Raw genomic sequence first — 21,432 nt, 5'->3', positions numbered from 1 at the left:
ATCTCAGGAAAACAGATAATGCATAAACTGCAGCGCTTGGCCTGCATCAGCGTCCATCCTTGCTGCATCCGCACCGTCCGTCATATCGCGCCAGATTCTGCAGCAGTCTCCCAGTTCGTCTCCAGCATTTACAAGCGGCTCCATAGTCATAATTCCCTGGAAGTTGACCGCTTTGATCGCGTCTCTGATTTCATTCCACGGAAGATGCCCTTTGCCGGGCAGCCTTCTGTGATTTTCTCCCAGATGCACATGGCCCAGATATTCCCCTGCCGTTAAGAATGCCTCGAAAAAGCTGTCTTCCTCTATATTCATATGGAAGGTATCGAGCAAAATCTTAACATTGGGAAGGCCAACCGCTTTCGCGAAACGCACGCCCTGCTCTGCGGTGTTTAATATATGGTTTTCGAACCGGTTGCATATTTCTATGTTCAGGTCAATCCCATATTCCGCCGCACTGCGCCCAATCTTCACCAGAGAATCTACGCCGTATTCCCATTCTTTTTCGATATACTCCTTTAACGGGACCCGAGCGGGTGCATTCAGAAGGTTTCCGCCCATCGTACGTATCCCTAATTTCTCAAGCCTTGCAAAAGCACGCTTATAAAACTCTATCCCTTTCTCACGGCAGTCTTTATCTTCGCCTGTAAGGCTGCTGTCTGCCGGCGGATCAAGCCCCACAGACAGTTCTACCCCGCATTCTTTCGATGCCGCCGCCAGAGCCTCCACTTGGCTTTCCGGCATATTCAAAACCAGGTAATCTCCGAGCTCCAGTACATCAAACCCCAGATTTTTTACCTTCTCCACGTATGGCACATAGCTTTTACACTGCAGATCCTTCTGCCAGTAAATATAATGCAATCCGTATTTCACAGTTGTCCCTCCATTTATCCAGGCTGCAATCCCTTTTTTAATTTGCTTTTCCTTTTTTACTCATTACATCCAGGGCAATGGCAAGCATCAGCACGAGGCCTTTTACGATATACTGCCAGGTTGCACCCAGGTTCAACAGGCTCATACCATTATCCAGTCCTGTCATAATCATAGTACCTACAATGGCACCCAGAACATTACCGCGTCCGCCAAGGATACTCGTTCCGCCGACCACACATCCGGTGATTGCAATGAACTCGAAAGAAGTACCCGCTGAAGCGGTTGCCTGGCCGACACGCCCTAAAAATACAATGGCCGCAATCGCAGTAACAACACTGTGGAAGATATAAATCATCATAACCGTTTTCTCAACGCTGATACCAGACAGCTTCGCCGCCTCTGCATTTCCCCCGATTGCAAATACATACCGTCCGAACGGGGTGTACTTCACAATGAATGCAAACAGGAGTCCTAAAACTGCAAGTATAATAATTGCATAGGAGAATCCCTGCTGGAACACCATGATAGAGCATACAATAAAGATCACCGCTGTGATGAAAATCGTCTTCAGGGCAAACAATGCATCTGACCCGGAAGCAGTCCCCGTCTTCTTACTCTTCATTCTGCTTCTGAAAGCAATAACAACATAGATCACCATTGCAATGATCGTTATGAAAAGACTGATGTCATTAAAAGAAGCATCTTTCAAAATAACCTTTGGCAGGTAGCCGTTTCCAAACGTTGAAAAACTCTTTGATACCGGTCCGATTGACATACCGTCACCGATTAACAATGTGCCGCCCTTGAAAATCAGCTGGCTGGCATATGTAACAATAAACGCGGGCAGTTTCTTATAGCCGATCCAGAATCCATGCCACAGTCCGATTAGAACACCGACAACAAGAACGGAAACAATGGTAAGAGGCGTATTCACATTTTGCTGTACCTGCATAGCTGCCGCAAAACATCCGATAAATCCAAGTGCACTACCTGCTGACAGGTCCGCGTTCTGGGATACAATGACAAGCATCATCGTAACTGCAATAATAGAACAGGTTGCTCCCTGCATTAAAAGATTCGATAAGTTTCTGGAGGTCATAAACAGACCGTCTGTTACAATCTGGAACGTAACAAATATGATCAGCATTTCTGCAAACAATGAAACCTTATCAAAATTATTCGTCAACATCAGGCCTATCTTTTTGGCCGCATTACTATCACTTTTATTATTTGTCATCTTCTTTCTTCCCTCCTGCTGCATAATACAGAATATTCTCCTGTGTGATTTCATCTACTCCGCTGTTCAGTTCTCCCCTGATCTTGCCTTCATACATGATGTAGATCCGGTCACTCATACCGATAATTTCCGGGAGTTCTGAAGAAATCATAACAATGCTGATTCCCTGATCAATCAGCTCATTCATCAGTTGATAAATCTCATATTTTGCTCCGACATCAATTCCTCTGGTCGGCTCGTCCAGAATCAATACTTTCGGTTCTGCCAGAAGAGCTTTTGCTATTACAACTTTCTGCTGGTTTCCACCGCTCAAGTTCCGTACAAGCTGGAACATGGATGGAGTTTTGGTACCCAGCTTTTCAATATATTCTTTTGTTTTTCTTGTCTCCAGGTTTGTATCAATAACGCCGCCCCTCAGCAGCTTATCCAGGCTTGCCAGGGTCGTATTGGTGCGGATATCCGAGTCGAGGATCAGACCGTAGCGCTTCCGGTCCTCCGAAAGATACCCGATCCCTGCCTTAATTGCTTCTCTGGGGTGCTTCATCTTTTTAATTTCTTTCCCTTCCAGAAACAGCTGGCCTGTCGCATGCTGCTGCAGTGCACCGAAAATACTCATGGCAAGTTCTGTTCTTCCTGCCCCCATCAGGCCTGCAACCCCAAGGATCTCTCCTTTCCGCACCTGAAAACACACATCATCCAATAATGGTTTTTCCGGATTCTCCGGATTTTCAACCGTCCAGTTCTTTACCTCTAATACAACTTCCCCCGCTTTGTGCTCCTGTTTCGGAAAACGGTTCGTCAGTTCCCGGCCTACCATGCTTGAGATAATTTCCTGTACATTCATATTTGCTGCAGGTTTTGTAGCAATTGTTTTCCCGTCGCGGAGAATTGTGATAGAGTCCGATATTCTAAAGACCTCATTCAGCTTATGAGAAATATATATACAGGTAATCCCTCTGTCTTTCAGTGTTAAAAGAAGCTCCAGCAGATTATCCGTATCCTTTTCAGTAAGCGAAGAAGTCGGTTCATCCAAAATAAGAAGTTTCACGTCTTTGCTCAATGCTTTTGCAATTTCTATTAACTGCTGTTTTCCTGTTCCCAGGGTTCCTACTTTTTCGTCCGCTTTTACATCCAGCTGGACTTCCTGCATTAGTTCTTTGGTTCTCTTATATTCAAAATCCCAATCGATAAATCCGCCTTTTTTCTTTTCACTGCCCAGAAATACATTTTCACAAACATTTAAAGAACGTACCAAACCTAATTCCTGATAAATAATTGCGACTCCCGCCTTTTCACTGTCTTTGATCCCTGAAAATGACTGTTCTTCTCCATTTATCAGCAATTTCCCGGTATAGGAACCTTTTGGGTAAACACCACTCAGTACTTTCATCAAGGTAGATTTACCTGCCCCGTTTTCCCCGACCAGTGAGTGTATCTCCCCTCGCTTTACATTAAAATTGACATCGTCAAGAGCTTTTACACCTGGGAATGTTTTTGTAATGTGTTCCATTTGTAAAATGTAATCTTCCATCATCATCCCTCCTTTAAAATATTGTCTTAAAGTGTTTCAGCGGGCTTTCGCCCACTGAAACTCAAATAACCTCTTATTCTGTTTCCGCAGCATTAATTTCTTCTTCTGTATATACGCCGCCGTCTATAATTATCTCCTGGATATTATCTTTGGTAACGACCGTTGCCTCAACTGTAACCCATGGAGCATCTGTATTGTCTCCCCATGTAACTGTTTTGTCCGCTTCGATTGTTTCGCCTTTTGCCAGTTTAACAGCTGTATCAATGGCTGCTTTAGAAAGCACAACAGTATCTTTATATAATGTAGACGTCTGTTTTCCTTCCATAATTCTCTTAACAGCTGTCAGTTCTGCATCCTGACCTGTAACATATGCGGACAGGCCCTGCGCCTCAAGCGCCTGGATCGCTCCTGAAGCGATTCCATCATTCATACAGATGACCCCGGTAATTTTATTTCCTGTAATGGAAAGTGCATTTTCCACACATGCCATCGCTTCTGAAGCCGCCCACTCTTTACAGTACTGTTCCATCACAAGCTTGTTTCCGTCTTTCTCAAAAAAATCGCCGAATTCATCATGGAATCCTTTTATCTGATTTTCTACCGCTTCGCCTGCTGCCGCATCACCATAGAGAAATACATAGTTGCCTGGTTCCTTTAATGAAGCTACATAACTTGCGATCTGTCTTCCTACTTCGTAGGAATCGTAGCCAACCATTGCATCGTTCCATGCCTGCACTTCCTGGTCATAACCCATGATTTTGATTCCCTGGTTATGTACGGAGTCCAGTGTATTTTTCAGGGCATTTCCATCAACCGGAACAACCATCAGAACATCGATCCCCTGAGTTGTAAGGTTTTCAATCTGAGAGATCTGTGTGTTGGAATCATTGTTTGCAACCTGTACGATCAGCTCAACACCTGCTTCATCCGCCCATTTTTCAGCATTCTCCAGCTCTCTCTGCCATCTTTCTTCCTGTACCGTTTTCATGGAAAATCCAATTTTAATCTTGTCATCATCTGCAGAACTTGTACTGCCTGTCTTTTCCGTCTCTGTTTTGGTATCCTTTCCTCCCTGTCCGCATCCTGCCATTGAAACAACCATGCATACACTTAAGAGAATACCTGCCACTCTTTTTACGACCTCACCTTTCATTTTGTTTCCTCCTTTAATTGTGTTGTTATACTTCTTCTTAAATCAGATCCCACGTTGTCAACCAATTTTTAATATTGTTCTGATTTATTTTATTTAATCCTACTATATGTCATACATATTTGTCAATTCTTTCTGAGGCGAATTATTTCACATATTTTCGTTCCCGCTTTTGGTAGTTTTTAACGAAATTATTATTTTCGTCACTTTTTATATGGACATTTTGCTTTTGAAGGCTATAATTTTATAAAAGAAATCATATTGGGAAGGCGATATTTATTTCATATATTCCTGTTTTCAGGTTGACAATTTGTCGGACATATATTATTATTTAAGGTGTTACTCGTTCTATTTGTATGAACTTTGCATTTAATTAAATTTATTCATTAACTTTCTACTATTACTTAACGCAAATGAGTCCGATAGAAAAAACATATTAACTAAAAAGGAGAATTATAAAAATGCCAGAGCTTATTAAGGCGAATGACAAGAAGGAAAAGACTTTAAAAGAAAAGGTAGGGGTTCTGATCGCCGAGAGAATGGAGATAGACCAGAAGCTTCCTACAGAGAAAGAGATGATGACACAGTTTAATGTCAGCCGTTCCTCTCTTAGAGAAGTATTGAGTATATACGAGTCAAACGGAATCATCTCGACTGTCCAGGGAAGCGGACGTTACATTAACCCGCCGAATTTCAGTGCTCCTCTTATGGATACCTGGTCCATTCTGATAGAGGCAAAACCAACTCTATTATTAAACCTGTTAGAGATCAGAAGCATGCTGGAGATCAATTCCCTGGAAACCGCAATGCGTTACATCGATATCAAACAACTTCAACTCCTCCAGGTGGAGGTAAACGCCATGAAAGAAAAGTCTGCGGCAGGAAAAACCTTCGCTTCCAATGACAGGGAATTCCATAGAATTTTGTTTTCAAGCACCAAAAACATTCTGCTTGAACAGCTCCTCACCGCATTCTGGGATCTGTATGCACTTGCAAAGGTGGAGAATTATCACGAAGAGCTGCCTCAGCTGGCTCAGCAGCATGGAGACATCTTAACGGCTTTTACACAGGAAGATTTAGATATGGCTACTAATTTGATGAAACAGCAATTTGATGATGCGAAACAGCAGATTAAGATCTCTTTGCTGGACAGAGACTGATCGGCAGACCTGCTTCAAAAAGAAAGGACCGTAATTTATGGAGAATATCGATATTCTAGTAATCTTTGATGCTCTGATCTGGGGAGGCAGTATATACTGCTTTTATTCCTGTTATTTTATGCGCACACAGAAGAGGCTGCATAAAAACATTCTGCTGATACCAGGAAATATTAATATAGACAATTGTAAAGATTCGGAAGGCTATATTAAGTTCATTTTCCCTCGGCTCATCATATTTTCGTGTGCCTGTTTCCTGCTGGGCGGTCTGAATCTGATCAGCAACTTCACATCGGCTATATCTGACAAGATTACTGTACTGGCAATCCTGCCTTTACTGGTCTGTATCTTCTGGTTATGGTATGTCATTAAGAAATCCGTAGAATTGTTCTGGTAGTATCAGATATTGCACAGAGACAGCAAAAAACGCCTGAATGGGTATCTGCCCATCCGGCGTTTTTATTATCTGGAAATATTTTCTTCCAGCTATAACTCGTCTTCACTGTTTTTCATAAACTTTATCATCTGTTCGGCTACTCTCTCCAGATAGCCCCTGTCCAGGATCCGATATCCCGAATCAAGTTTTTCTATACAACTGGCCTCTTCAAAACGGTATAAGATATTATAGATTCCCCTTCTGCTGATCCCAAGGTTTTCACAAATATTATAAATACTTTTATATTTAAAGACTCCGCCGCTTGAATGCCTCAAAATGTAATGTGCCATAATTTCATTCTCGCCGAACAGGCTTCGCGCGAGAATATTTTTATACATCATATAGACACGCTTACTTGTTTTCTGATAAAACAGCACTAAAAACTCATCGTTCTGCATCAGCTCATCCATAAGAGACTTTTTTAATACAAGCACCTTCGATTTCGTCTCCGCTACCCCGGAACACTGAAAATCCGCATTATGAATACTGCTGATAGGTCCCGCAAAGTTGTCCGCGTCTATAATATCTACAATCAGCTTTTTACCATTGTAGGAGATGTTTTCAACCTTGATCACGCCTTCGAATATATAGAACAAAGTGTCACTTGCGCGATCTGCCCTGAATAAATATTCACCTTTTTTTAACTCTAATATAGGAATGACTGGTAAATAATCTTTAATATGCTCATAGATCATGGTATTCTTGATGATGCTGTAATTATCCAAGTCTTTGTCCCCTCTTTAAAGCATGTACTCTTGGACATGTTTTCCCTGATCCTCAAGGGCCTCCCTGTCCTTAATATAGATATAATTATCATCCTTCTCTAAAATTCCATCTTTTATCAGATCATTTAATGTATTATAAAGACTCCTCCTGCTAAATCCCAAAAATTCACACAGCGCATTCATGTTCGGACAGACCATCCGGTCTTTCTTCACTTTTGAAATGATATAGCTTGACAGTATTTCCTTCTGGCTATACATACTGTTCATAAGCATGCGCTTATACATTTGATATACCCTCTGGCTCATTTTGTGATAGAATGCCTTGGCAAACCTGACGTCATTTAACAATTCTTGGAATACCTCATCGTTAAATTCCAGCAAAAGCGTATCTTCTACAGCCCATGATTCACAATTCAAAAATTGTTCATATACGTCGCTCAAATCGCCGGCAAACCAGTCCTCACCGATTTCATCCACCCAGATTTTTCTGCAGCCTACATTGTTCCAGACTCTTATTTGACCGTTAATTATGTAATATTTGTTTGGTATTCCCTCCCGGGAAGAATATCTCGTGGGTATAAATTCACCTTTTTTTACCTTAATAACCGGAATCTGCTCCATGTAACCTTCAATCGAATCATAAATGGCGATTTGTTCCAACTTCATAAGCTCACTCTCCTTTCACTGTTATTTTTACAACTTTTTCCACAATTATGGGTAGTAAACATTTCACACTTTTTATCAATTTGTATATTTTTAACTTATTAACTATATAATTTTCATCACTTTTCACAATTTTCTCTTAATTGACAATTCCTTTTCTACTTCGTCCAAAGAACTGTATCCATTAAGCATTGCCATGTTTTTTCTGACAACATCTGTCAGATTCTGTCCATTTTGCACGCACTCCTCCACATATGCAGCATAAAGTATGATGGTATTATCTCCATAAGAAAATAATTCTCCCTTGACATAAGTCTCGATAGAAGTCGTATACCCATTTTCTTCAGATGCATATGTAGGACGTCCGTTCTCTGCATATAATGGATATCTGCGCTTAAAATCTTCTGCCCATCTTATTTGTATATCTGCAATATAATTAATCAGCCGCTTTTTCTTCTCAGATATCTTCGGCAGAACCTTTTTCAGGGCTTCATATTGCTGCGGCATAGTATCGATCATCATAAACGCATATTTTTCAAACAGCAGATTACGCCCCTGAACTTTTGCCTGCATCAGGTCCATATAATAGCTGTCCGTGATTTTTTTTGGCCAGGCCATAAACTGGCTCTTACGCATAATATAAAACTCGGGCCAGTTATCCTGACACTCCGCACGGCCTCCCTCATTTTTTACAAGCTGAAACTGACGCCATTCTTCTTTGATAATATCGTCTATGCTAACCATAATCTTTTCCTCTCTTATGATGCCATTACAGGAAGGGAGCGTATTGTCTCGTCCTTAATACGATGCCTTGCTGCATAGGCATGTTCTTCCAGGTAATCGGACGAGCTGCTGCTGATTCCCTGAACCTTAAGTTCCTTGATAATAAGAGCACAAATCTCTTCTATCATAACAATCACTTTATCGTTCCTGTTCAGCTCAATCTGATAGGTATTCCATTCATTTGTATACCAGCTGCCTTTGTTCGGCCCCAAATCCACAAGATTTTTCAGGATTGTGCCTACCTCCGAAAGCCGTTCCAGCTCTTTCATTCCTGCCCACATCCATTTATAATAGGGAGTATATTTTTTGTTCAGTATATATACCATGGAAATGGATGCACGGATAAATTCAGAAAGAGCCAGAACTCCTGCTACGGTATCATGCCTTCTCATCATCCGGCTGTAGTTGCACTGCCCCGAATGGGCCATTGTAATAGCACGTGCGGCTATTTTTTTCAATCGGATATCCTCCGGGTAATATTCCAGCAATTGCTCCCGTATCCCCGTAAATACCCCCAGATTGTCCTCAAACACCCTTCCATTCGTGGCCACTGACAGATAATGCTCCGGTATCATCATCCAATCTGACAGTTTCCTGGGAACCCCTCCTGCTCCCAGAAATTTCTGGTAGAATTTATCAATTTCCAGGACTCCCCTGCGGCCTTCCGATTCGGTCCTGTGAGTCTTTGCAGAGATCCCTCTATATTCCTTGGGAAGAGCATCATATATCCCGCTCATCTCTTCCCCAATTTCTTCATAATCTTCTTTTGTAAGCCATATACAGAAGCCCGGTCCATAGTCATGATCCATGGAGATCATGTCGTCATATCCAAAGCACTCGGAGCCTTCCCCCACCAGGCCCACAGCGATCCTGTCCAAATAAGCCGGAAATAATTCTTCCAGTACGGGTCTTCCGATCCTTTCATAATATTCCTGTGAGAGCTCAAGTCCCTTATGCTCCAGCTGCAGACCATTACTTTGTACCATTAGCCATTTTCCTCCTGATTGCGTTGTAATTTTCCACAAGACGTTTGTAATCCGCGTTTTCCCCATAGTGCCTTTTCGTCTCTTCCATTGCTTTCTCATACAATGCAAGAGAGCCTTCCAGATCTTTGCTTAAATAAGCCGTATATGCCTTCATAGCCAGCACACCGCAGTAATGGGGGCTGTTCCTGCATTCTTTCTCAAAAATGCCGGCTGCCCTGTCCAGATAGGACTGTACACGCTCAAAATCCGGCTGTTCGGAATGGAGGAACGCTCCTGCCAGGTTTCCATACACCGTAGCCCGTTCATCCGCCGAATCAGGGACCTGCTCCAGCACTTTGACAGCTTTTTCACCGTACTCCACAGCATCAGAAAGTTTACCTGCTTCCAGTGATGCGACAGACATATTATTATAAAGTCCACCCAGACGATAGTCAACTTCTAAATTTTCCCGTTTATAAACTTTCTCCACCTGGAGATAAAGTTCCATGGCTTTATCCACCTGTCCTGACGCACGGTAGATATTTGCTATATTCAGATAAGTCGTCATTCCGGCCAGTGTTTCATCCAGATTATGCTGTCCTACAATCTCAATTGCCTTATGAGCATATTCCCATGCCCGATCCAGATGGCTGATGCTTCTATAGTATCCCATCAGCTCATTTTCTATTGTAAGCTGCGATTGCCAGTCACTCTCCGCACAGGCACCCTGCAGACAGTTTTCCAGATAAGCGCACGCCTCTTTGGCTTCACCCTTTGCAAAAAGAGCATCTGATTTTTCAAGTATTTCTCTTATCTCCATATTTTCCCTTCCTTCCCAAAAAGCGATGAAATTCGGGTTCCCCCCAATCTCACCGCTTCAGCTGTCTTTAAACAGAATATTTAGAAATTACTGCAGATTATCCATCTGGCTTCTTACATTTTTATATTCAGCCAGTTCCTGGTCATTTACTTTAATATGAGTATATAACCATTCGACAACCTTCTGATTCACCTGGTCCTCAAAATCCTTTGTAGGGCCTTCTGCCGCCAGCTTCAGTGCAAGATTTTTTACATCTTCAACCAGCGCTGCATGCATTTTTTTGTGATCTTCAGTCTTTGGATACTGTACTTCTTCCATCAGTTTTTCTTCTTCGCTGAAATGGTAGGTTGTATAATCCGCCAAAAATCCCAGAGTCTCCTGGACTTTCTCTGCACTTTCTTTATTTTCAATACTTTCAAACAAATCATTGGCACGTTTAAATAATTCTTTATGATGAGTGTCTATCATCTCATCTCCGGTCAAAAGACTCGGGGTAAATAATGCTTTCATTCGCATTTCCTCCTAAATATTATTCCTTACTGCAATATGAGTATATAATTTTACGCCTTTGCTGCTGCCCTTTCTTCTCCTGCATGAAGCCATCCCTCAATAGACTTCGCAAAACGTTTTGACAGGAATTTTACTACCTGCCCTACACAAATTGCTGCAATGATTGTTCCTTCTCGTACTACAACACCTTCCCCCACGAAAGACTGCAGTCCTCCAAGGAATATTAACTGAAGAATTAATGCAATAACGATCATACTTGTATCAACAATTGTTTTACAATCTCCAAATGTCTTTCCTGTAACCTGCGCAATGGCACCTGCCAGGCCTTCTGCCGGCATCGGAACCCAGTTCGGACGCAGATAGAGGAATACACCAATACCTATAATTACTACGCTGACAACCATATAGATAAACTGCATAATATAATTCTGCGGTCTTGGGAAGTTAAGCATAAGATGTCCCAGCGCCTTTGGATCTGTACCAGTTAAGTCGATCATCCAGCTGAATACAAACGTCAGCAGTATTCCCAGAGCATTTCTAAGTTTGAAATTCTTCCTTAGAATAACAAGCTGTGCTACTACTAAAAAGATGTAAATAATAAATGTTGTTACGCCCAGAGTGAAGCCCCAGATCTGCTCCGTTGCCCTTGGAATAGAACTTACCGGAGAGATACCCAGATTAGACATCTTGGATATATTGATACCGATCGTAATGATAAATAATCCACCTATATAACATATAATTTGTTTTACGATATTTCCTGGTTTAGAATTAGACATTCCTGCCCCTCCATTTCCCTTATGTGAATTCGTGTCCTTTAGAAAGGTGTGTCGTCACCGATATAACATGCAATTCCATTCTCCAGATATAAATTCTGCAGCTCTATCATTCGTTCATCTGTCATATCGCCGTGGTCTGTGTATTCATACTGTTTACCCAGCTGTTCCCACTTTGAAGTTCCCATACGATGGAATTTCAGAAGATTGATTTCAAAAAGATCCAGTCTCTTCATAAACTCGATCAATTTCATTGCATTTTCATCACTGTCGTTATAATCATGGATCGTTGGCTGGCGAAGAACCAGTCGCCCTCTCCATGGGGATTTTACCAAAGCCTCTATATTAGAAAGAATTAATTCATTTCCGACGCCCGTACCCCACTTATGAGCCTCTGTATCCATATTTTTCACATCGATAAATGCGAAATTAATATTTGTTAAAATCTTTAAAAAGTTTTCTTCAGTTGCAAAACCACTTGTCTCGATAGCCGTATGTATATGTGCCTTCTTACATTCCATCAGCACATCGTATAGGAAATCGTGATGCATAAGCGGATCCCCGCCTGAAAAGGTAACGCCGCCTTCGGAACCCCAGTTATTAAAGTCCCTCTTTAGTATTTTCATCAGGCCGTCCACTGTGTACTCTTTCACACATTGCTTTAAGGCATTGTTCGGACACAGGCTAATGCATTCAAAACTCTCGCAGTCTTCGCAGATTGACCAGGTGAGAGATGGTTTCCCATTCTCGTCAAATTTGATAGAGCCCTTGGGGCATGTATCTCTACATGCCCTGCAGCCCTTATCATACTTACATACTTTTTCTGCAAACATTATGTGTTTCTTTCTTTTCCAGCTCTCCGGATTGGCGCACCACCTGCACTCAAGCGGACAGCCTATGAAAAATACATTTGTCCTGCAGCCCGGTCCATCATGCACGGAATAGCTTTGAATATCGAATAATAATCCTTTCTTTTCCATATATGACTTCCTTAATTAATTATTTTATTTTTTGTAGTTTTCGCAACTGAAAGCTCCGCATGTTGAATAAGCCCAGTTTTCTTTGCAGAATCCTGTACATGTTCCGATTCCGTATTTGTCCGGTTTCTCAAAATTCTTGCAGTTTCCGCAAAGAGGAGCTGCTTCATATTGTGGGCAGGCATCGCTTCCTTCACCATCAATAGGAACGATTACTTTTGAAAGCGCACACATACCTTTTTCACAGTCAAGATTAATATAATTTACACATTCATTATGTTTCATGATTCTACCTCCGTCTCTCTCTTCTTTTTATGCTTCGTCATATTCTGTTCTGTAGATAACCTCATCCTGGATCGGCTTACCGATTTCACACCAGTACTGTGTAAATCCGGCAACACGAACCATCAGGTCACGGTATGCTTCTGGTTTCTTCTGAGCATCTCTCAGTGTATCGGAACCTACTACGTTAAACTGTACGTGGAATCCTCCCTTACGCATGTAAGCACGAACAACATCCAGAAGTTTTCTGGTTCCTGTCAGTCCCTTAACAGCTGTCGGATGAATCTTTAAGTTCATCTGAGCATTCTGGCACATAGAGTGATCATATACTGTAGCTGATTCGAAGATTGCGTAGATACCGTTCTTGTCTGTACCAGCTGCTGCGGATGCAGAACCATCTGCATATGTAGTTCCTGCAAGTCTTCCGTCTGCTGATGCCAGTGTTACGAATCCCTGTGGGCCGTGTGTAGATACAGAGATCTGGCACATATACAACGGTTTTCCATAGTAAGATCTGATAGTTGGGATATATTTCTTCATACCAACTTCATACTCAACAAGGAGATCATCTACATATCTGTCTGCATTGCCGTACTTCGGTGCGTTGATACATGCTGCAAAGATCTTCTCATATTTCTCAGATGCATCTGTGCTTTCTCTGAAGTCAGGTGAGAATACGCCTGTTTCATAAGCAGTTTTGAATCCGAAGTTGTTGATCATTGCATCTGTCATCTCTTCCAGTGTAAATGTCTTGTCATCAAATACATTTTTCTTAATAGAAGCAAGAGCGTTGATGTATGTAACTGTACCACATGACTCAAAGTTAATTGTTGCGTTGTATTTTGCTCCGCAGTTTCCAATATGCTGTCCGTTTGTGAAGAAGCCGCCCTTAAGCAGAGAAGCTACTGCCGGCATATTGTATTTTCTCCAGATATCCATCTGCAGGTTGTTTACCTTGTTAACGATCTGATTGCTGAGATCCAGATATTTGTACCAGAGTTCAACCATCTTCTCATAGGTATCAATCTTTTCGTTGTGAGGCGGGAATACCTCTTTGCCTGTTCTTGCATCAACACCGTTTGTCAGCACGAGCTCAAGAATCTTAGGAAGTGCTGTAAAGTGGATACCTGTACCACATGTCGGTGAAGCTCCTCCAGGAACCATTGTAATCTTACCGTTGTAGTTCAGCGGTGAGAACTGTCCAGGTGAAGACTCAAGACATCCGCCAAGGCACCATGCTCTAGCATCGATAACGTCCATTCCCTCTTCTCCATACTGTCTCAGCATGAAGTTCATACCAGTCTGATTGTTCATCCATGCAGGATAGCCCATTCCAAGTTTTGTACAACGAGCACACTTCATCAGGAAGTCCTCTGGTGTTTTCTCATCATACAGTACACTTAATGTAGGCTGCGGAGTCTGAGCTCTCATACCAGCTTCAACGATCAGGTACTCTAACGGAGTAACTGCTGTCAGACCATCATATCCCAGACCGCCCATTGACAGGTTGTTGAATGTATTTCCGGAAAGAACACCACCGGATACACCAGCTGATGCGAAACATTCGATACATGTGATCTTAATTCTGTATAATTCAAGAAGTTCGATAACTTCTTCGTCTGTTGTAACACCATCCTGAATGTCTTTCTCATAGAATGGCTGCAGAACCTGTCCGAGACGTCCAATAGACTGTCCTGACTGAGGATCTTCGTTTACAACGCCATAGTGTAAGCAAAGTGTAAGCTGCAGTGCTTCACGGAATGTAGCAGGAGCCTTATGAGCGATATTTCCCATAACCTCTGCGATTTCTTCGTAATTCTTTTTAAATTCCGGATCCGACTCACGTGCTGCAAGGTCTTTTGCTCTGTCAGCGTAGTTCTGGCACCACTGGCCTAAACCTTTACATACTTCTTTCATTGCTGCATAATAGTATCCGCGGCTCATTCCAAGAATACCATCATCGCCTGCTTCACCCATGAACTCTGCGATCTTCTCATCACACAGATCACAAATTCCATCAAAACCGTACTGTAACGGCAGGTAATAGTTCATTACTTCACGTCCCTGAGGAATCGCAAAGGAATCAAACATAACAACTACAGAGTCCATAACTTTTTCGAACTGGTCATATCCAGGAAGCATCTTGCCATATTTTGTGCTGACATCTTCTACTGAGATTCCATCCCAGTATTTGGATACTTTTACAAGTACAGGAATATCTTCTTTTCTCATACCAAACTTCTTAGCGAGAGAAACGATTTCTCCGTAACTTTCTGTTACGTTACCACCGCCGGCACCAACCTGTGAAACAGCATCAGCTGAGCTCTCAGCCGGAGCATCAACTTCATTCATAAGAGCTTCTGCCTGAGCATTGAAGAAGCTTGCAGTAACCCATGGGAATGGGAATGCGCCACGAACATTTTTCGTTTTGTTCATAACAAGTTTTTCCCAAGGAAGGATAGTAGGGGTTGTATGAGCATATCCGCCGGCAACAGCTCTTGCTCTTCTAACTTCGATCAGATCACCATCATTCTCCCACCAGATTCTGTTGTACCAGTATGGAGTCTCCATATCAGCTGAAACTTTCAAGGTGTAATAGACATCCATTAACTTCTTAAAACGGTCACAAGCTTCCGGAATATCAGCTTCTGTAACATCATCAACTACCGCCGTATCAATACCCCGCTGTTTCAAAATTTCCTGTACTTTACTTTCGTTTGAATTCATTTTTTTTCCTCCTTTTCATTCTTGAATTCGTTGTTATAGCCATCTTAACCCTCTTTAAGGTTTTATCGTTAGTGCACATTGCACACCTTTGAAAAATTCTAATTTTAATTTTATAGTGATACTTAATATATAACCAAATCCATACCTCAAAGCTTCATACAATATACTCAAAACAAAAAGGAATCCCGCATTTTAAGCGAAATTCCTTCTTAATCCTTTTATTCGATGCCGAAACGGGGACCTGAATTTCTTTAAGTTTTAACCCTCGGCGTACCTTGAACTACTTAATAATAATACTATTTTTCTTTTGCCATTTCCGACTCTGCTGCAGAATCCATGTTTGATTTAACAACTTCCTCTTTTGGATTCTGATTTGTGTCCTGTGTTCCTTCTTCAATATTAGGGTTCACGTTCAGCTTGACTTTTCCTTCTTCCATACAAATATACACATCATCCCCAGGAAGGATATCTCCCGAAAGCATTTTTTCAGCCACCACATCTTCCAGCTCTGACTGCACTGCTCTCTTCAAAGGCCTTGCACCATACTGCAGATTTACATACTTCTCTATCAGATATTCATTTACATCCTCGCCAACATGAACCGTAATTCCCATTCCTTCACACCGCACAGACAGATCCTGGATCAGCAGGCCGATAATCGCGCTCATGTCCTCATGGTTCAGCTTTCTGAATACGATAATGTCATCAATACGGTTCAGGAACTCAGGCCGGAATACATGTTTGATCTCGGACAGAATCTCATTCTTAATCTCTTCATTGCTGCCCTGGTCACTTTCTTTCCCCGCAGAAAAACCAAGTTTACGGTGTATGTCATGATTCTGGACTCCCGCATTGGAGGTCATAATTAAAACCGTATTCTTAAAGCTTACTCTTCTGCCTTTGGCATCCGTCATATGACCGTCTTCCAACACCTGAAGGAGCATATTGAACACATCCGGATGAGCCTTTTCAATCTCATCAAATAATACGACTGAATACGGATTTCTCCGCACCTTCTCGCTCAGCTGCCCGCCGTCTTCAAAGCCTACATATCCCGGTGGGGAACCAATCATCTTGGCTACAGAGTGTGGTTCCATATACTCGGACATGTCAAGACGGATAAATGCATCCGGCTTATCAAACATGAACTCTGCCAGTACCTTGCTCAGCTCTGTCTTGCCCACACCTGTGGGACCTAAGAACAGGAAAGAACCAATTGGTCTGTTGGGATTCTGAATTCCGGCGCGCCCTCTGCGCATTGCTTTCGCAATTGCCTTTACAGCCTGCTGCTGTCCTACAATCCGCTCTCCGATCATCTCTTCCAGCTTCAGCAGACGTGTGCCTTCATCGGCATTCACCTGCATAATGGGAATTCCGGTCCACTGTGCAACTGTTCGTGCAATTTCATTACTTCCAATTTCAATAAATTGTACTTGTGATGAATCGTCCTCCGGGGCTGCCAGTTCCGTACTGTCGGATCTGTCCAGGCAGACGGCCGCGGCTGTTTCGTCAATTAAATCAAGTGCCTTATCTGGAAGATAACGGTCATTAATATATCGTTTGGATAATTCTACAGCGGCTTCCATCGCCTCCGGCATAAATTTAACCGAATGATGCTTCTCGTATCTGTCGATTACGCCGTTCAGTATTTCCAGACTTTCTTCCTCGGTCGGTTCTTCTACCTGAATCGGCTGGAAGCGCCGTTCAAGAGCTGCATCCTTCTCGATATATCTGCGGTATTCTTCTGTGGTCGTTGCACCGATAACCTGTATCTCCCCGCGTGCCAGACAAGGCTTCAGAATATTGGCTGCATCAATTCCGCCCTCTGTTCCTCCGGCACCTACAATGGTATGGATCTCATCAATGAACAGAATCACGTTCCCGGCATCTGTGATTTCCTGAATAATATGTTTTAACCGCTCTTCAAAATCGCCTCTGTACTTGCTTCCGGCAACAACGCTTGCCAGATCAACAGCAACAACTCTTTTGTCCTTCATGATTCCCGGAACTTTTCCCTCTGCGATTGCAAGGGCAAATCCCTCTACGATTGCTGTTTTCCCGACTCCCGGAGCACCAATTAGACAGGGGTTGTTCTTTCCCCAGCGACAGAGCGACTGTAGAAGCCTCCGGCTCTCATTTTCCCTGCCAATCAGAGGGCTTAACTTTCCTTCTCTTGCCATCTCGGTCAGATCGCGGCCGAATTGATCCAGAAGCTCTGTGCGTTTATGGATGCCGTTTGTCTTGGCCTCCTCTGTTTTTGCCAGTCCTATTTTCTTCCTCTTCATCTCTACGATCGTATCCACATATATGGAAGAAGGGTTCACCTGTGCGGCTTTAAAAAACCGCATAACAGAAAGTGTCTCGTCCTGCAGCATTGCCAGTAATATATGCTCTGCCCCGGTCAGTTCCGCCTGGAACCACGCTGCCTGCTTATGGCTCCTGTCCAGAATCTTTGTGCACTCTGGAGAATAGCTCCATGCCGTCTGAAGGATCGTAAGCCCGGTCGAGGGTACCCATTCCTCAATCATTGCTGTCACCAGCTGCTCATCTAATCCGCTTCTCTTTAATACAAACTGAGTGATCCCAGTTTTTACCTTTGTTAATGCCAGCAAAATATGTTCTGTCCCCACGGTGACCTGACCCATATTTTTTGCTGCTTCTGCCGCTGTTGCAAGTACCTCTCTGGCAGTATTATCATAATAGGGACGCATCTCTATCACCTCGCTTTACTTTTCACAAACAGGTGCAGCCTCCACGGCATGTTCTGAAACATAGTCCATTGCTTTTCTTACTAAAATGTCATTTCTCAGACGCTGTTCTTCTGCTCCCCGCATGATTTCTTTGATCTTCTTTTCATCAACAGGATATCTTATGGTCAGCTTTTTAATCTCTTGGTCCACCTCCTGCTCCGTCACGGTAATGCTCTCCGCTTCTGCTATCGCCTCCAGGATCTTTCTGCCTTTCAGCTGTCTCTCGGCTATTTCCTGCATCTTCTTTACCAGTGCTTTCTCATCTGTATTGGAAGCCTGATAATACTGTTCAATAGACAGGCCCTGCTGGTTCAGACGAAGCGCATACTCCTCGGCCATTCTTTTCGCTCTGTCATTCACGCTTGTTTCAGATACCTTTACCTTCGAGCTGTCAACCAATGTATTGATAAGGTAATCTTCCTTCTCTTTCTTATCCATCTGAGCAGGAGTCTCCACTCCCTTATACTGACCAAGAACTATATCTTTCATATGCAACTACTCCTTCTCTTCCTCAATCGACTTGATACTGTCAATAGATGCTTCGTAAATACTCAGGTTCGTCATCCCGCTCCGCTCCATCAGCTGAATGGCTTCTCTGTATTTACTCTCACTTTCCTCCCATTTTTCCCACTGTTCGAAAAGTCTCGCCTGCTCGTAAATGATGACTGCGATTGCATTGTTCCGCTCCTGAATCCAACTTTTTGTAACCGCCGCAATCCCATCCTGATCCACATCCGCGCCGCCGCACATAACACATCCCGGATCCGGCATAACTGACTGCTTCACTTCCTTCTCCTTATTTTCTAAATATACCCGTAAACCGTCGTAGTTGTCAAGTTCATAATAGTTAGCAATGTCCTGATAAAACTTCTTTTGATTTAATAACATGGTATTCTCCGCTCCTTTCTATAATTACGATTAGTGTAACCATAAGATGAAAAAAAGCCTAGTGAATATTGCACACTTGAAAGGGGAGATGGGTCGCCTGCCAGAGAGGGAGACGGGGGCAGATGGGAATGGCTGCGAGGTGCTGTTATTGCTCCGGCAGGTTGTCTGGTTCGTCCTTGTAGTTGAGCTGTTCCTTCTATAGAATAACCATCCGCTGCACCCGCCCAGATTCCCCTCAAGTGATGCCATCCTACCGCCTTGATGCGCCAGACCTGGAAAACGGACATAGGGGTGTACGGATGCGTCTTTTGGCTGTTAGGCAGAGTTAAGGAAAAAGGAAGGAAAAACGCGGCAAAATCGGTGATTTCAAATCACCGATTTTCCTGGACCCAGCGCGCAAAGCCATCAGGGCTTTGCGTGATGTGTCCATGGTTGCCGCGTTTTTCCTTCCTTTTTTCCTTTACTCTGCCTTACAGTCAAAACCCGTATCCGTACACCCCTATGTCCGTTTTCCAGGTCGTCCCTCATTCGCCGCAAAAGCGCCTCACTCCTAAATCTCTATATTGAATTTTTCTTTTAGGAGTTCTTTCAAGCGTCCGCCAACCGGCTCTATTACTACGTTATCTTCTGACACTTCTTTATACTCATCATTGATAAGTGTGCGGTACCCATCCTCGGTACGTATGTTTATAACTCTTAGTGTACAGAAACGCGCATCTTTACAGGTCGACTGAAAATAGTTCAAAAAGACAAAATCAGAACTAAAACATGCTACATCGGAAAACAGTATTTCTATTCTGTGCGTTGCATCTTCCTTTCCCACTTGCTGGCTGATGCGGGTTTTTCGATGAACTTCATACCACCCCTTTATACTGGGCAGAACTCGGAATGACTCTTTTTTATAGGTCTGCCACTCGTCGGTGTGAATCTTTAAAGCACCTGCAGGCATTGGACCTCCGAGGCCGCCGTCGCAGAAATATTCTTCACCATCAAGAGTTACAATTATTGCTCTGTGATCCGCCCATGTCGTAAAGTCATCTGATCCCAATAAAACCCTTACAAAGCATAGTCTTGCATCATATCCTAGACTGATGAGCAGACGATGTAATAACCCATTCAATTCCAGGCAGTATCCGCCTCTTTTTCCCCGAATAATTTTTTGAAATACATAATCAGGGTCAAGGCACACTTCCTTATGTAAATCAAAACTGTCTAAATTCTCAAATGGAAGTGAACATTGTTGACGATAGATTATCTCATCCAACGCTTCTTTGGCAGGTTGTTCCACCGGAGACATACCTATGCGATCCAGATATTCTTTGATTTCTTCCGGGGTAAACTTCTTAACATCTTCTTTTACTTCTCTCATCTTCTGCTACCATCCCTTTCTCTGCCAGAGTATGTTTGATAATTCATGTGCCCAAATGAACAGGACGGTCAAGCGGGTGCTATGAATTATCAAGCACGCTCTAATCTTATTTTATTGATCCTCTTTATAATAAATGGCCGTTCCCATTTATTTCTTCCCCCTGCTTTTGAGCATCAGGTACACCCCTATAAATACCAGCGCAATACCCGTTAGCTGCCGCCCCTGGAACAGGTTGTTACGAATCATCCAGACTCTCTTTCCACACCAGGATATTACCTGGTTTTAGTGTAAGCATATATGCCCAAAATACCTAGTGAACATTGCACATTTGAGAGGGAACGGGTAAAAATGAGGAGCGCTGCAGAGCGGGAGATGTACGAAAAAATATGTCTCCGTTTTATATTTGTCAATACGTAAAACAATACTCCTGTGTCATATGGAAGGCATTTTTCGTATTCTTCCATAAAAAAGGCACTCAATTTCTCGAATGCCTAATGATATTTGCTGATATGTTCACACTGTTACTACAGCAGCAGGTACACCAATATAAAGATCATCCCGATCCCCGCCAGCTGCAGCCCATAAGACAGGCTGAACCGGATCATATCCCGGCTTTCCCTTCTCTCCAGCGCCCGCGTCCCCAGCTTCCACCGATAGGATACGGATTCCTCCTGCCTTTTGAGGTACCCTGCCCCTTTATCCAGCACCTTCCCTAGAATGGCATCCAGCTTTGGCAGTGAACCGGTTCGGTACGGAATCTTCCGGTCCTTATACAGGGTCTTTCTCAGCAGGACAATGATACCGTCCACCAGGGAA

At 43.0% G+C, this 21,432-nt stretch carries 20 protein-coding genes and 1 pseudogene; 2 read left to right on the top strand and 19 right to left on the bottom strand.

The features are described from left to right. Positions 1 to 3: 3 nt before the first annotated feature. The 4 genes from HMPREF0240_RS00105 to HMPREF0240_RS00090 form a co-directional block, all read right to left on the bottom strand. A complete protein-coding gene (locus HMPREF0240_RS00105; protein WP_009001421.1) occupies positions 4 to 870 on the bottom strand; it encodes a sugar phosphate isomerase/epimerase family protein in 867 nt (288 codons plus the stop codon). Between the two features lie 37 nt (positions 871 to 907). Beyond that, on the bottom strand, positions 908 to 2,107 hold the full coding sequence (locus tag HMPREF0240_RS00100; protein ID WP_009001420.1) for a sugar ABC transporter permease: 1,200 nt from the start codon (positions 2,105 to 2,107) through the stop codon (positions 908 to 910). Continuing rightward, complete coding sequence (locus HMPREF0240_RS00095; RefSeq protein WP_009001419.1) at positions 2,097 to 3,638, bottom strand: xylose ABC transporter ATP-binding protein; 1,542 nt, start codon at positions 3,636 to 3,638, stop codon at positions 2,097 to 2,099. Before HMPREF0240_RS00095 ends, HMPREF0240_RS00100 begins: the two co-directional genes overlap by 11 nt. Positions 3,639 to 3,711: 73 nt before the next feature. After that, positions 3,712 to 4,791, bottom strand: coding sequence for a substrate-binding domain-containing protein (locus tag HMPREF0240_RS00090; RefSeq protein ID WP_009001418.1), 1,080 nt, complete (start codon positions 4,789 to 4,791; stop codon positions 3,712 to 3,714). A 458-nt stretch (positions 4,792 to 5,249) separates the two neighbouring features. Between HMPREF0240_RS00090 and HMPREF0240_RS00085 the strand changes: the two genes are divergently transcribed. Next, positions 5,250 to 5,948 carry an FCD domain-containing protein gene (locus HMPREF0240_RS00085; protein ID WP_009001417.1) on the top strand — a complete coding sequence of 233 codons (699 nt, stop codon included), beginning with the start codon at positions 5,250 to 5,252 and terminating at the stop codon, positions 5,946 to 5,948. A gap of 37 nt (positions 5,949 to 5,985) precedes the next feature. Next, on the top strand, positions 5,986 to 6,342 hold the full coding sequence (locus tag HMPREF0240_RS00080; protein WP_009001416.1) for a hypothetical protein: 357 nt from the start codon (positions 5,986 to 5,988) through the stop codon (positions 6,340 to 6,342). Between the two features lie 89 nt (positions 6,343 to 6,431). On the opposite strand, the gene HMPREF0240_RS00075 is transcribed toward HMPREF0240_RS00080, so the two are convergent. From HMPREF0240_RS00075 to HMPREF0240_RS00005, 15 genes and pseudogenes are all read right to left on the bottom strand, one after another. Further along, the gene (locus HMPREF0240_RS00075; protein WP_035312150.1) at positions 6,432 to 7,106 is read right to left on the bottom strand and encodes a Crp/Fnr family transcriptional regulator; all 675 of its coding nucleotides are present in this window, start codon (positions 7,104 to 7,106) and stop codon (positions 6,432 to 6,434) included. A 15-nt stretch (positions 7,107 to 7,121) separates the two neighbouring features. Then, positions 7,122 to 7,772, bottom strand: a complete 651-nt coding sequence (locus HMPREF0240_RS00070) for a Crp/Fnr family transcriptional regulator (protein WP_009001414.1) — start codon at positions 7,770 to 7,772, stop codon at positions 7,122 to 7,124. 123 nt (positions 7,773 to 7,895) lie between these two features. Next, entirely contained in the window at positions 7,896 to 8,513 is a 618-nt protein-coding gene (locus HMPREF0240_RS00065; protein WP_009001413.1) for a DUF4125 family protein, read from the bottom strand. A 14-nt stretch (positions 8,514 to 8,527) separates the two neighbouring features. Beyond that, positions 8,528 to 9,538, bottom strand: coding sequence for a DUF4037 domain-containing protein (locus HMPREF0240_RS00060; protein WP_035312149.1), 1,011 nt, complete (start codon positions 9,536 to 9,538; stop codon positions 8,528 to 8,530). After that, the gene (locus HMPREF0240_RS00055) at positions 9,525 to 10,337 is read right to left on the bottom strand and encodes a tetratricopeptide repeat protein (protein ID WP_035312148.1); all 813 of its coding nucleotides are present in this window, start codon (positions 10,335 to 10,337) and stop codon (positions 9,525 to 9,527) included. Before HMPREF0240_RS00055 ends, HMPREF0240_RS00060 begins: the two co-directional genes overlap by 14 nt. Before the next feature lie 87 nt (positions 10,338 to 10,424). After that, the gene (locus HMPREF0240_RS00050) at positions 10,425 to 10,847 is read right to left on the bottom strand and encodes a hemerythrin family protein (RefSeq protein ID WP_009001412.1); all 423 of its coding nucleotides are present in this window, start codon (positions 10,845 to 10,847) and stop codon (positions 10,425 to 10,427) included. A 50-nt stretch (positions 10,848 to 10,897) separates the two neighbouring features. Further along, positions 10,898 to 11,626 carry a DUF6198 family protein gene (locus HMPREF0240_RS00045; RefSeq protein WP_009001411.1) on the bottom strand — a complete coding sequence of 243 codons (729 nt, stop codon included), beginning with the start codon at positions 11,624 to 11,626 and terminating at the stop codon, positions 10,898 to 10,900. Positions 11,627 to 11,664: 38 nt separating this feature from the next. Further along, entirely contained in the window at positions 11,665 to 12,603 is a 939-nt protein-coding gene (gene hpdA / locus HMPREF0240_RS00040) for a 4-hydroxyphenylacetate decarboxylase activase (RefSeq protein ID WP_009001410.1), read from the bottom strand. A 24-nt stretch (positions 12,604 to 12,627) separates the two neighbouring features. Continuing rightward, a complete protein-coding gene (gene hpdC, locus HMPREF0240_RS00035) occupies positions 12,628 to 12,885 on the bottom strand; it encodes a 4-hydroxyphenylacetate decarboxylase small subunit (protein WP_009001409.1) in 258 nt (85 codons plus the stop codon). A gap of 27 nt (positions 12,886 to 12,912) precedes the next feature. Then, positions 12,913 to 15,609, bottom strand: a complete 2,697-nt coding sequence (gene hpdB, locus HMPREF0240_RS00030; protein WP_009001408.1) for a 4-hydroxyphenylacetate decarboxylase large subunit — start codon at positions 15,607 to 15,609, stop codon at positions 12,913 to 12,915. A 296-nt stretch (positions 15,610 to 15,905) separates the two neighbouring features. Then, the gene (locus HMPREF0240_RS00025; protein ID WP_035312143.1) at positions 15,906 to 18,320 is read right to left on the bottom strand and encodes an ATP-dependent Clp protease ATP-binding subunit; all 2,415 of its coding nucleotides are present in this window, start codon (positions 18,318 to 18,320) and stop codon (positions 15,906 to 15,908) included. A gap of 15 nt (positions 18,321 to 18,335) precedes the next feature. Beyond that, positions 18,336 to 18,848 (bottom strand): hypothetical protein, encoded by a 513-nt coding sequence (locus HMPREF0240_RS00020; protein ID WP_035312141.1) that lies wholly within the window; start codon positions 18,846 to 18,848, stop codon positions 18,336 to 18,338. 6 nt (positions 18,849 to 18,854) lie between these two features. Next, positions 18,855 to 19,247: a hypothetical protein gene (locus HMPREF0240_RS00015; RefSeq protein WP_009001405.1), complete on the bottom strand. Its 393-nt coding sequence runs from the start codon at positions 19,245 to 19,247 to the stop codon at positions 18,855 to 18,857. 550 nt (positions 19,248 to 19,797) lie between these two features. Continuing rightward, positions 19,798 to 20,616, bottom strand: coding sequence for an arylamine N-acetyltransferase (locus HMPREF0240_RS00010; RefSeq protein ID WP_009001403.1), 819 nt, complete (start codon positions 20,614 to 20,616; stop codon positions 19,798 to 19,800). A gap of 524 nt (positions 20,617 to 21,140) precedes the next feature. Continuing rightward, a pseudogene (locus HMPREF0240_RS00005) lies at positions 21,141 to 21,432 on the bottom strand (sodium:proton antiporter); the annotation flags it as partial.

The organism is Clostridium sp. D5, from assembly GCF_000190355.1.
GTDB lineage: Bacteria > Bacillota > Clostridia > Lachnospirales > Lachnospiraceae > Faecalicatena > Faecalicatena fissicatena_A.
Note: the sequence above shows the minus strand (reverse complement) of the source record. Positions and strands in the feature narration are given on the sequence as shown.